Genomic DNA, 11,656 nt, shown 5'->3' on the forward strand with positions numbered 1-11,656 from the left:
AAACTAACTACAAAACTAACTACAACGGCGTTTAAAACAAATATTTCTCTTTTTCAATGAATTGTGCGAATCGATCTGCACTTCGTTCTTCACGTTCAGGATAGAAGTAGTTATAGACCTGACGAGTCATTTTAGAATCTTTATGACCGACACGATACATAATATCCTCTAAGCTCATATCGGCCATTGCGCAAAGAGAGACATGTGTCTTTCTAAATTCATGAAGAGTAATTCGTTTTAAATTGTATTTAGTTGCAATTACATCGTACCAATCATTGGCTTGACCAGGACGACAAAATTTATTTTCTCTGTTTGCGAAGACAAGTTGATGTTTATCGGTTGTTTTGAAGCCTAAAATATTAAACTCGAATTTTTGTCTGATTTGCCATTTCTTCAACATTGTCATTGTCTCTGTATCAATCGAGATTGTTCTTTTTCCAGCAGTTGTTTTAGCACTTTGGCTAGCTACTTTAGTCACTTTAGTATTAGGACTGCTTTCAACCTCAGCTAAGGTTTTACTGATCGTCAATTTTTTACTATCAAAATTAATGTCATTCCATTCCAATGCAAGTATTTCTAACTTTCTGGCGCCTGTATAAGATAGAACACGAAAGTAAGTCTCTATTTTCATGTTGCCATGTTTTTTACAGGATTCTAGGAAAATAGCTAATTCTTTTGGTGTATAAACAGTCATTGTTTCTGTAGCCACTGAATTTTCATCAATTTCTTGACGTTTGATTGGTTCGGTTTTTCGCATTGGGTTTTCATGGATAAGTTCCTGCTGTACGTCATATTGCAAAATCTGAGCAACAGCTCGCCGAAAATAATAGGCTTGTTTATATCCATCTCTAATCCAACGCCGATTGACTTGAGTACAAAATCGTACGGAAATATCTTTCAGCACTTTATCACCAAAATATTCCAATGCATGATCTTCAATCACTCTTCTTGTTATCATGATAGTAGAAGGTTTCACTTTCAAGCGGTATTGTTCAATAAATTCTTCGTAAAGCTCTTTAAAAGTAATGTTACCATTCATTTTGAGCGTATTTTTATCAAAATCAAGTGGTTGAAACTGTTGGTATAAATGCACCATTGCTTCACGATCACCTTTTTGAGCTTTAATTGCTAAAGAAGTAAGAGTTTCCATATTCTATTCCTCCCATAGGTAATTTATTAATTTTCTATGGGAGGGAGGAGCTCGTATATGAACGAATCGGAGATTATCTTTTCATTAACCCCTTTAACTTTTCTAATAACCTTTTCTTGTAAATAGAAATTGCCTGCTGTGATATTTCCTTTTCTTGTGCAAGTTCAGTATCACTTTTTTTTATAACATATTTTTCTAGCAGAAATCTCTTTTCTTTAATATTAAGTTGTTTGATTGCTTTCATAAGCATTTCATTTTCAAAATACGTTTCAAGGTTTTTCAAGTCAAGTAATGGCATATTGGTAATAATAAAATAGTTATCTGTGTAAGAAGAATCGAGCATGATATCTTGAAAATCGGTAAGGAGTAGTCGAGTGGAGTAGTTCCTCTTTTTTCTATAATAGTTGTTTGCATGATAGTGTATACCTATATGAATGTATTTTTTTAGTTTGTTATCGCTTGGAGTACTGGCCATGTAAACTACCTCCTTTATCTATGTGATTTTTCCGTATGTCTATACTGCCAAAAACCTCTATGAACTTTTTCAACAGGCAAGTTATTATCGTCTACCATTTTTGGTAAAATGTTATTTACTAGGTTTTTATAACCTAAATTGAAATGTAGATTTTTAGTGACTACAGAATAAATTTGTGAGGCATTCATTGGTATACCAGAAGTTTTCAGGACATCGCAAATATCCTTAGAAATAATGTCATAGGGGATAGAAGAAGGCTTTATTTTTTGATCATTAAATTTTGCGTAATCAATTTCTTTCTTTGGAATAATAGTCGTCTTAGTGTACGGTGGTCCTTCAGAAATAGTATTTTCAATTTCTTCTATTTGGTTTAATCGTTTTTCGATTGCCCCATAAAGACTGGTAATTGCTTTTCTTTCATGGATCAGTTCAACTATAAGCTTCATCAACGCTCTTTTTTCTTCTAATAAATTCAAAATAATCACCTCTTTATTAATAAAAGGTTTTAAAGCTATCTAATAACAACAAAAAAACTATCAATTATATTTTGATAGTCTTTTGGCTGTTTCATTAAATTAAAATTAGATGACGATAGTTATTTATATCAACAGACTATTTTCTGAATAAAGATACACAAATAATTATGAATACAAGAAAGCAAATTATTGGGGAGACCAAAAGAACATAGCTGAAATTAGTGTGTTCATAAAAAAAATCAACTAGGGATTTATTGTTAATGCTTATTGTAATAAAGCGGATTCCCCATGTAAAAGGAAAGAGTATCCAAATTCCATTGCCTAAGGCTGTTAGACCTACTATAGCTGTTAATAACGAGGAGATCAATCCTATAAAAAGAGTCGTAATAAGACTACAAATGATGCTAAGGAAAAAGTATATTATATATGAAGTTATAAAAGATATCCATGTTAAGGCAAAACCGTAAAAAAAATGAGAGTAGAAAACAATAGAAGATACATTGAATGTAAACTTAAGTAACATAATTGTGAGGAACGAATTAAATAGAAATACAAAACTAATCACTAAATACGAAAAGATAAACTTTTGAGATAATAAAAAGTAATAGTGATGATTTAATCCAAAGATGTTTTTGAAGTTTCCAGCTTCTCGCTCACAGTTATTCATCAATGCTACTATGAAACTTACAGTAAAAGGTAATAAGAAATTGAGAATAGAAAAGTAATTAGAATAAAAGCTACTTTCGGATACTCTTTGGTGTGTAAAAAAGATGTATCCAAAAATTAATAGATTAAACAAGATTGGAAAGCTATACAAAGTTGTTCTAAAAGGTGAATTTTTTGTTTTAAGCCATTCGGCACTAAAAGAAAAAGTCATTATTATTCACTCTCCCTAGTTCGAGATAAGATTAGTGGAACACTTATATAAAGAATAATGAAAATCAAAAGAGCAAGTCCAAGCCCAGGGTAGACTATTGAAGTAGAGTTTAACGGATCATTTTCTTGTAGTAACGTGCCATTTGGATTTGTTTTAATTATTGGAGTGATCAAACGTAGTGACCATCCCCAAGGACTTATATACCAATGGTTTCCTACCGCGGTGAAAATGCCTGTTACAATACCAAAAAGATTTACAATAATTGATAAAATTGGTGTTGTTAGTTGTGCCAATAAAATTGAGAGTGGAATAATAAATAATGTAGTGATCCAGAGAACTAGTGATGCTAATAATACATTCGTAATGATAATATTTGATGAATCATACATGATGAACTCTAAAATTATGGTCAAAAGAGCTATCAAAATGTTAGCTGTCAATGAGTAAGTTGCTAAGGTAATTAATTTTGTTTTCCAGAACATATTTTGGTTTAACAAATAATAATAATTCTGAGTGTGAGTTTCCTTTTCTCTTTGTATTGATTGATAACCCAAAACTGCCAATCCTATGGGTAAAAAAAGTGTTGGCCACCAGTTATAAATGAGGGGTACAAAAAAATTTATATCGAAATACATAAATTGAGAAAATGGAATACAGATTAGTACAACCATCAGTGGGAACCACATAAAGAAAAAATGACTGAAAGAACGTTTTCCCTTGATATATTCAGCGGCTATATAGTTTTTCATTTTGTTTTCACCACATCTCCTTCAGAGTCTATTCTGTCCAGAAAGAAATCTTCTAAATTAGTATTGTCAGGTATCGTCCCTTCATATTTCAAACTACCAGCATTCATAATTCCAACGTAGTTAGTCATATGCTGAATTTCATTTAGATTATGACTGGACACTATAACTGTAATTCCAAGCTTAGGAAAGGACTTAATTAAATCTCGAAGTTGCTTAATGCCAATGGGATCTAAACCGTTCGTGGGTTCATCCAAAATGAGTAATTCAGGTTGTCTTATTAATGCGGCTGCAATGCCTAGTCGTTGCTTCATTCCTAGAGAAAATTTAGCAACGATTTTTTTCCCAGTATTTTCTAAATCAACAAGATGTAAAACTTCTTTAATTCGCTCTTTTTTCAACCCAAAAAGTTTTACTAAAACTAAAAGATTTTCTTCAGCTGTTAGGTTCTTATACAATGCAGGATCTTCAATCAATGATCCAATTGTAGGAATATTATTTGCTTCTTCAGTAATTATTATTTCCCCACTTGTAGGTTTTAAACTACCTGTTAGCATTTTTAAAGTTGTTGATTTTCCAGCTCCATTTGGCCCAACTAAACCATAAATCGAATTTTTTTTTACACTTATAGAGAGTGAATTAACAACGACTTGTCTGCTAAATTCTTTTGTTAAACTCTCTGTTTTTAATAGTAAACCCATATGTTCCATGCTCCTCTCCTAATTGAGTGATTTTAGTTTAACAACAAATAATAACTTTTTTATAAACAAATAAAAAAAGAGATAGTTTATAAAAACTTTACATTCTATGTTTATACTTCAAATTGTAATCGGTTACTGATATAAAAAAATGTTAATGAGTGATCAAAGTGCCTAAGTATATTGAAAGCTTCACAAGCTTTAAAAAATAAGAAACTTTTGAATATAGCTTGTGAAACTATGGAAGCAGCTATTGATTCTGAAATTGGGCTTATATCACCAACGTTTTGCCATGGTTATATTGGTGTCTCATATATTTATAAGAAATTTTATGAAAATACCAAAATTGAGGTGTTCAATCTTGAGTCTAAGCGATTGATGAATGAAACTATATCTTTTTACGATGAAAAACTTCCATTTGGATTTCCTAATTGGGAGCACAATACAAACGATCAAAATCAACAAGAGATGAAAATGATTAATACTATTGGTATACTTGATGGTGTAACTGGTGTATTGCTTCCTATTTTGTCTATGATAGGGAATAAAGAGACCAATTGGGATGCAGTATTTTTACTTGATTAGACAAACAATGGTGGAGATTTTTATGATTGAGATTATTTATGTTGATGATGATATTCAAATCACAGATTTGGTAAAACAATATTTAGAAATGAATAACTATAAAGTGACTGTTGTTCATTCATTTCAGGAATTAGATGAGATAGATATTTCATATTTTGATTTAATGCTATTGGATGTTATGCTGCCCAATATTAATGGTATTAATATCTGTAAACGTATCCGGGATACTATTTCATACCCAATTATTTTTATTAGCGCTTTAGGATTAGAAGAAGATATTATTAGCGGTTTAGAAAGTGGTGGAGATGATTACATTACTAAACCATTTAGCTTAAAGCAGTTAAAAGTAAAGATAGATAGCCATCTAAGAAGAGAAAACAGAAACAATCTTCCCCGAAAAATGATCCGTACTCAAAACGTAGTTTTGAATAAAGAAAAAAAGCAGATTGTTGTAAATGATACTATTGTTGTATTCCCTAAGAAAGAATATTTAGTTATAGAGAAATTAATTAGTAATATCGGAAGTGTTATAAGTAAAGATCAAATTTTCGAAACAATTTGGGGATATGATAGCGAAAGTAGTTTAAGTACAGTTACTGAACACATCAAAAAAATTAGATCTAAATTAGCTGAACATGATTCTAATTTTTCATACATACAGACCAAATATGGATTGGGTTATATTTGGGAGCCTAAATATGAAAAATAACTATTCACTTAAGCGTTCATTCAACTTATTGGTCATAAAAGTAGTTACATCTACAGTTGCTTTGTTTTTTGTAATACTTATATTTTGGTTAATTTGGTTATCTGTATTCCCTAGAAATTATTATGAAAAAGTTTATTCGGAGTCTTTTTTAAAATCTGTAGAGAAAGAAATCCCCAATCTTTTATTAGGCGAAAACAGGGATATTCCCAATAAAGATTCTAAATTTCAATATTTGATAACTATTGATGGGAAGAAACAAATCAAAAGTGATGATTTTCCAAATAATGGTATTAAGTTGAACGAAACGTCTAATGGTACTCACTCATTTGTGGAAAATAATGAAATGTATTCTTTTAAAGTATTTGATCATTATCCTACTGTCAAAATATTAATGATTTATCCTGCCTTTTCAACAGGCAATCAGGTAGTAGATTATATAAATGTTGTATTTCAATATTTTATAGTAGCTAGTCCATTTATGCTATTTATTATTTTTCTTAGCATTTTTACTACTAAACTATATCGAGCGATTCGGTCAAAATTTAAAATAGTAGAAACTCATTTAAAAGAGATTGAAGAGGGGGATTTATCAACGCCACTACCCGATTTTAATGACAAAGAATTTGGTGAATTATCTAGACAGGTCAATAAAATGAGGATTGAATTAAACAATTTATTAGATGAATCTCGAAAAAAATCAATTGTACAGAAACAATTATTTTCTTCTATTGCACATGATGTAAGAACACCATTAACTATAATCAATGCTGAAACTGAATTATTAGAGATGTTATCAGAAGATTCCGCTGTGCAGGAAAGATGTTCTGTGATTGCTTCTGAAGTTTCTAGAATCGATAAATTATTAACTGAGTTGCTCAAAATAACTCGTTTAAACACTGATAGCTATACTTTGAAATATGAAGAACTTAACATAATTGATATTTTACATTCGACTATATTAGAGTTCTCTTCGTTATGTAAAATGAATGAAATTAAAATCCGAGAAAATTACAAAGACAATTTGATAACCATATATTGTGATCAACTAATGATTACAAGGATTATTCAAAATGTTTTATCAAATGCAGTTGAACATGTAGACATAGGTGGAGAAATTGAATGTTCGGTTATCCAAACTCTTTCAGAAACTACAATTTCTATTAGTAATACAGATTCTCTATTTTCAGATGAGTATTTAAAGGGGGAGTTCATTCCATTTTATTCCGATAAATGTCAAAGGGAAAAAGAGCATTTTGGGCTAGGTTTATATATGTCAGATTTGATGATAAAAAAAATGAATGGTTTAATCTCCATAAAAAATGAAAATCAACAAGCAACCGTGATTATCACACTAAAAAATGAAGGAAGGTGAATAAATAGTGAAAAAATTAATTAGCACATTGTTAGCGTTTGTGATAGTATTACTCCTTTTAATGCCATTTTCTGAGGTTTCGGCATCATCAATTCCTGAAACAATAGATTATTGGGTAACACCAAAGGTAGTTCACATTAAAAACGATGATTTATTAAAATCATATCTGGCTTTAGACTACAATAACAATACGAGACAAATGGTATGCGCTTCAAAAGATCGATACACATTAAACTATGATTCTAATATTTCTATTTCAGATAAATCAATGAGTGTAGAAATAATCGGACATGTATTTCCTAACACTGTTGCTAATTATCTTCCCGGATGGTTAGCATTAATTATACAAAATCATACTTCTGTCATTGATTCTGGTGAAAAATCGATAGATCGGGATCGCTGGGTGTGGGATTCAATCGCATTTGTATTAGGTGATTATAATCAAATTACTTCAGAAGCAAGAAATGATGAAGTAAAAACAAATCAAGAAATTGTAGATGGTATCTATAATCAAAACAGAATGACTGTGTCTTGCAAATTAGATAAAGATATTATGTTGAAAGTTGTAACTGATATTCAAAATAATGATGTAGATCCAATTTTATTAGAAGTTTTCGAAGGCTGAAAATCATAGATAGATGCATAAATTCTAAAATGAATAAAAAGTAAAACCCAAATTTTCTCATGAGGTATTTGGGTTTTATATGATTTTGCGCTATTTTTATTGAACATGAATAATTTATGTTAAATTGAAAACTTTTGAAAAACTATGTGAATAAAGTCAAGGTGTCCCATACCCCATAATATAAGGGCTGTTTTTTTTTATAATTTTGTTTTGCAATCATATCACCAGAATTTCCTTCAAGTGTGTAAACAACTTCATTTTCTACTTTCTCAACAATCCCAACATGGTCACTGATAGAATCACCATCCCAATCAAAAAAGATGATATTACCACTTTTAGGAAGATTCCCTCCTTCTAGCCATTGATTTTTAGCTTTAAAGTTTTCAATACCTGTTGGGCAATAGGCGAAACGTTCCATTTTAACCCCAACTTTTTCCGCATTATAAGAAACAAAAATAGCGCACCATTCTACACGTCCATCAAAGCCATACCATTGCCAATATTTCGTTCCACCCTCATGTGTTCCTTCATCCAATTCTTTAAGTGCTGCCTTTACAATTGCTGCATTCCCTTGACTATTGTTGTTGGAAGTAGACGTGATGTATTGCTTAACAATTTGAGCATAAAACATATTGCCGTACGCATAACGATAATCATAGCCTAAGCTGACAGCTATAGGATTAGTGTAAGTGATTGTTTTTCCACCTGCTTGAGTTTTTGAGAATTGAATTGCATTATCCAGAGAGTAGCTCTTACCTGAATGACTTAGAAAGCCACCGCCAAAATTATAGGCTTGTACAATATTTAAAACATCGTAATCACGATGTCCTTTCCACATATCTGCAAAATATTTTACGCCAACCTCAATAGATTCGTTTGGATCTTGAATTGAATTTGGTTGTTTTCCTTGGCTTTCGGAACATTGCATTATATCGGGATATTTTTCTGAATTTCCACCTGATTCTGCCATAATGATTCCTAATAAGTAAGGAACCGCTTCTGGAATTTCATTTTTAGTAACTTCTTTTGTGACTTTATCTTTCTAACGAAGCACTACTTCTGGCAGGTTTTGTCCTTCTTCGGAGGCTGTGTGTGTAGTAGAAGAACTACTGCCAGCGATGAGCATAAAAAAACGAAAAAGAAGCCCAAAAAAAGCAAGGGAAATAACTTACGCATTTTCATAGGCTTGTTCCTCACTAAATTCTGGCGTAGTATAGGTTTCTTTCCTTAGATGACTGATTTCTTTTTCTAGTTGCTGAGCTTCTTGTTCTGAATCTGGAGAAGGGAGGTGTGGCTCTGTTTCTGATGAGTCGTCCTTTACATTGCTTGTTTCAATGACTGATTCAACAGGTATTTCTGTTTCATCTGTTAAAGCATCTGGGCTAAGCAAATGATCATCAACCTCTTCTGTAGGTAATGCGGTTTCAGCGAGTAATGGCTCTGTATTTGAAACAGAACCAGGAGTTTTCTCAACAGGATAGTTAAATGATTCTTCTGAGTCGTTTGCATCAAAAGTATCGGTAGGAAGTGGTTCTTCTTTGGACTCCATTGGTTGTTTATCAAAAGGCATTGTCGCTTGATAAAGAGAAGTTTCTTCCTCCCCAGCTTGCACTAATAAATTATCCTGTAGTTCATTTTGACGATAAGCGTGATCTAGCTCTATACCTGATCGAAGATAATCATTTTCTGCGGTTTGTGTTTTATAGTCTTGTTCAGCATAGCGATTTTGCTGATCTTCTTTTTGTGCTCGTTGTTGTTGCCTTTCTTGAATAGCTTGTTTTGGGTTGAAAGAAAAGTCTTTTAACTCTGCTTTACCTTTCGTCAATGAACGAACAATCTGTCCTTTATTCTTCCAGATAAATAGCCCCAACAAAACTTTGACAAACAGTCCCACAATCATAGTGACAATGTTTGTGACAACAAAAAAAGTATCTAACAAATTTAAAATAGAGAACAAGAGACCAAAACCGAATCCAATCCCTATCTTTGAAGCAAACAGTGTTCCTAATAACATGAAGCCATTTTTTAACAGCTGGTGCATATTTGGAATCAAAGCTAAAAATAGTATTGAAGGAAAGAGAAAGAGGATGCCGTAAATTAATAGCTGGATTAAAATGTTTGCAACTCCGATAATTAGTACAGCCGTTCCAATCACGATTAGCATAATAAATGTATTTAATAAAACAGCAACTTTTTCGGTCATACGATCTGAGGTGAGATAAGAACTTTTTTCGGAGTCTTTTTTTATTTTATCTGCAATTTCGTCTGTCTTTTTTTTGATCAAATGTTTCGCCACTTTTAACGAGATAGGATTCAAATTGCTCTTTTGATACGTCTGTTTTTCCAAAGTTGAGTAAAGCATACGGTTTAATAACAAATTCATCAAAAATGAGATTTCGGATATTACTTGTTCCGTCTAGTTGTTGATTTGATCCAAGTAACTTTTCTGAGATATTGCCAGTGTTTTTTGTTAGACTACCACTTGTTAAATCAACTAACTGTCCTTGCACATTTTGAGAAAGGGTATTCACTTCTTGAACTTTGTTGGCACCATCGGCAAAGAAGGTCATACTGCCAACGTAGATTAAGGTGAAAATACCAAAACGGATTAATGCCTTGCTGATTCCTTTTTCAAAAAAATCCTTCACTGAAATGACAATCACAAATGTAAAAAGGAGAATCCCTACAACACTGAATAATTTGTTGTAAATAGCACCGGTAGTAGAGAATAAATCTGGTAATACTCCTTCTAATAAATTTAAACTAAAGAGTTTGTCTATCACATAATCTAATGCCAGAACAAGGTATTTGATTAAGCCAAAGGCAATATTGAGCAACGCATTTAGCACACTTTTTAAATTTTCATTGATGCTAAACCAGCCGCCTTTTTCAAAAAAAGATTGGAAACTGTCAATATCAAATAAATCTTTTAGTAACATAGCAGCTCCTTTCTAAGCGCTAAAGGTTGTTTCCACATCTGCACTTGTATTTTTTTTGACCGTTTGCAGCATTTGATGGATTTCTTCATAAGGACAGTAGACAAGCATTTTACCAACACGTCCTCGTAAATCTAAATAAAGGCAATGATATTTTGGTAGATTTTTTAACCACTCAATATTCTCATTAGTGATTTCTAATCCTAAATGATGAAGAATATCTTCTCGTTCATCTTTATCATCGTAAGCAAAAATTCGTCCAAAGTTTCCTGTATCATCTTCTTCGCGATTAAAACAAATATTTCTCTCTTAAAATAAGAGTTATATCTTCTAAAATTTCTTGATGATAAACACTAATCAGCTTTATATATTACTTGACAAAATTATTTTGCCATCTTGAGTTAATTATTTGTATATTCAGAGTGACAAAACTTCTATTCATATACTTGAAAGTTTATGAACATTGAATTTTAAAAATTTTACACATTGCTACTTTAAAGATAAAAGGAAGTGCTAGTGGTGTTCTTGTTAATTATTATTGGTCTTTTATTAATAATCATTGGTATTCAACTTAGAAGAGGAAAATGGTACGGAATAGTTGCTGGGAATAATTTTAAAGACAAACCGATTGAAATTCAAAAAAAGGTGCAGTAGGAGCTTCGTCTATTACTTTACTCGTAGGTAGCTTTTTAATAATTATTTATATTTTAGATTTTTTTGGTATTCAAACTGGGTTTTTAATCATTCCCGTACTTGTAATAGTGATACCGTATTCTTTTTTTTCTATATATAAATATCTTAAACACTTCATTAAATATGGAGAATAATGACTCTATTTAGTTAGAAAAAGAGTGTCAGAAAATCTACCCTCAAAAATTAGAGGTTCAGTTGTACTGTGACCTCCAAAAGATAGCAAGTTTAAACAGTTAATTTTGATATTTTAAAATAAGTGTGTCAACCGTAAATGAAAATGTCCTGAAATTTTAAAAATTTGCGGGATAAAACTA

The 11,656-nt window shown here is 31.5% G+C and carries 12 protein-coding genes and 2 pseudogenes; 5 read left to right on the top strand and 9 right to left on the bottom strand.

Annotated elements, in window-relative coordinates:
• Positions 1 to 31: 31 nt before the first annotated feature.
• From ACQV2T_RS05005 to ACQV2T_RS05025, 5 genes are all read right to left on the bottom strand, one after another.
• Positions 32 to 1,096, bottom strand: a complete 1,065-nt coding sequence (locus tag ACQV2T_RS05005) for a site-specific integrase (RefSeq protein WP_428893318.1) — start codon at positions 1,094 to 1,096, stop codon at positions 32 to 34.
• 127 nt (positions 1,097 to 1,223) lie between these two features.
• Positions 1,224 to 1,625: a hypothetical protein gene (locus tag ACQV2T_RS05010; protein WP_428893310.1), complete on the bottom strand. Its 402-nt coding sequence runs from the start codon at positions 1,623 to 1,625 to the stop codon at positions 1,224 to 1,226.
• 14 nt (positions 1,626 to 1,639) lie between these two features.
• Positions 1,640 to 2,101, bottom strand: a complete 462-nt coding sequence (locus ACQV2T_RS05015; RefSeq protein WP_428885128.1) for a hypothetical protein — start codon at positions 2,099 to 2,101, stop codon at positions 1,640 to 1,642.
• A gap of 879 nt (positions 2,102 to 2,980) precedes the next feature.
• The gene (locus tag ACQV2T_RS05020) at positions 2,981 to 3,727 is read right to left on the bottom strand and encodes a lantibiotic immunity ABC transporter MutE/EpiE family permease subunit (protein WP_090289783.1); all 747 of its coding nucleotides are present in this window, start codon (positions 3,725 to 3,727) and stop codon (positions 2,981 to 2,983) included.
• Positions 3,724 to 4,425 (bottom strand): ATP-binding cassette domain-containing protein, encoded by a 702-nt coding sequence (locus tag ACQV2T_RS05025; RefSeq protein WP_428885164.1) that lies wholly within the window; start codon positions 4,423 to 4,425, stop codon positions 3,724 to 3,726. The genes ACQV2T_RS05020 and ACQV2T_RS05025 overlap by 4 nt, the downstream gene beginning before the upstream one ends.
• Positions 4,426 to 4,605: 180 nt before the next feature.
• On the opposite strand from ACQV2T_RS05025, the gene ACQV2T_RS05030 reads away from it, so the two are divergent.
• The 4 genes from ACQV2T_RS05030 to ACQV2T_RS05045 are packed head-to-tail and all read left to right on the top strand — an operon-like array spanning position 4,606 to position 7,713.
• On the top strand, positions 4,606 to 5,007 hold the full coding sequence (locus ACQV2T_RS05030; protein WP_428893311.1) for a lanthionine synthetase LanC family protein: 402 nt from the start codon (positions 4,606 to 4,608) through the stop codon (positions 5,005 to 5,007).
• A 22-nt stretch (positions 5,008 to 5,029) separates the two neighbouring features.
• Positions 5,030 to 5,716 (top strand): response regulator transcription factor, encoded by a 687-nt coding sequence (locus ACQV2T_RS05035; protein WP_168427168.1) that lies wholly within the window; start codon positions 5,030 to 5,032, stop codon positions 5,714 to 5,716.
• Positions 5,706 to 7,088 (top strand): HAMP domain-containing sensor histidine kinase, encoded by a 1,383-nt coding sequence (locus tag ACQV2T_RS05040; RefSeq protein WP_428893312.1) that lies wholly within the window; start codon positions 5,706 to 5,708, stop codon positions 7,086 to 7,088. The genes ACQV2T_RS05035 and ACQV2T_RS05040 overlap by 11 nt, the downstream gene beginning before the upstream one ends.
• Positions 7,089 to 7,095: 7 nt before the next feature.
• On the top strand, positions 7,096 to 7,713 hold the full coding sequence (locus ACQV2T_RS05045) for a hypothetical protein (protein WP_428885124.1): 618 nt from the start codon (positions 7,096 to 7,098) through the stop codon (positions 7,711 to 7,713).
• Positions 7,714 to 7,869: 156 nt separating this feature from the next.
• On the opposite strand, the pseudogene ACQV2T_RS05050 reads toward ACQV2T_RS05045, so the two are convergent.
• The 4 genes and pseudogenes from ACQV2T_RS05050 to ACQV2T_RS05065 all read right to left on the bottom strand — a co-directional run.
• Positions 7,870 to 8,895: pseudogene (locus ACQV2T_RS05050) on the bottom strand (lysozyme family protein).
• Positions 8,882 to 9,997: a hypothetical protein gene (locus ACQV2T_RS05055; RefSeq protein WP_428893313.1), complete on the bottom strand. Its 1,116-nt coding sequence runs from the start codon at positions 9,995 to 9,997 to the stop codon at positions 8,882 to 8,884. Before ACQV2T_RS05055 ends, ACQV2T_RS05050 begins: the two are co-directional and overlap by 14 nt.
• On the bottom strand, positions 9,963 to 10,652 hold the full coding sequence (locus ACQV2T_RS05060) for a hypothetical protein (RefSeq protein ID WP_428893314.1): 690 nt from the start codon (positions 10,650 to 10,652) through the stop codon (positions 9,963 to 9,965). The genes ACQV2T_RS05055 and ACQV2T_RS05060 overlap by 35 nt, the downstream gene beginning before the upstream one ends.
• A gap of 12 nt (positions 10,653 to 10,664) precedes the next feature.
• Positions 10,665 to 10,934 (bottom strand): annotated as a pseudogene (locus tag ACQV2T_RS05065) (ATP-binding protein); the annotation flags it as partial.
• Between the two features lie 234 nt (positions 10,935 to 11,168).
• On the opposite strand from ACQV2T_RS05065, the gene ACQV2T_RS05070 reads away from it, so the two are divergent.
• Positions 11,169 to 11,303: a hypothetical protein gene (locus tag ACQV2T_RS05070; protein ID WP_428893315.1), complete on the top strand. Its 135-nt coding sequence runs from the start codon at positions 11,169 to 11,171 to the stop codon at positions 11,301 to 11,303.
• Positions 11,304 to 11,656: the final 353 nt, after the last annotated feature.

The sequence above is a fragment of the Facklamia sp. P13069 genome (assembly GCF_050409405.1).
Taxonomy (GTDB): Bacteria; Bacillota; Bacilli; order Lactobacillales; family Aerococcaceae; genus Facklamia.

What these genes read in the sequence shown, in the direction of transcription:
- ACQV2T_RS05005 (WP_428893318.1), bottom strand. Translation starts at nt 1,096, where the DNA reads ATGGTGCATTTATACCAACAGTTTCAACCACTTGATTTTGATAAAAAT.
- ACQV2T_RS05010 (WP_428893310.1), bottom strand. Translation starts at nt 1,625, where the DNA reads ATGGCCAGTACTCCAAGCGATAACAAACTAAAAAAATACATTCATATA.
- ACQV2T_RS05020 (WP_090289783.1), bottom strand. Translation starts at nt 3,727, where the DNA reads ATGAAAAACTATATAGCCGCTGAATATATCAAGGGAAAACGTTCTTTC.
- ACQV2T_RS05025 (WP_428885164.1), bottom strand. Translation starts at nt 4,425, where the DNA reads ATGGGTTTACTATTAAAAACAGAGAGTTTAACAAAAGAATTTAGCAGA.
- ACQV2T_RS05035 (WP_168427168.1), top strand. Translation starts at nt 5,030, where the DNA reads ATGATTGAGATTATTTATGTTGATGATGATATTCAAATCACAGATTTG.
- ACQV2T_RS05040 (WP_428893312.1), top strand. Translation starts at nt 5,706, where the DNA reads ATGAAAAATAACTATTCACTTAAGCGTTCATTCAACTTATTGGTCATA.
- ACQV2T_RS05060 (WP_428893314.1), bottom strand. Translation starts at nt 10,652, where the DNA reads ATGTTACTAAAAGATTTATTTGATATTGACAGTTTCCAATCTTTTTTT.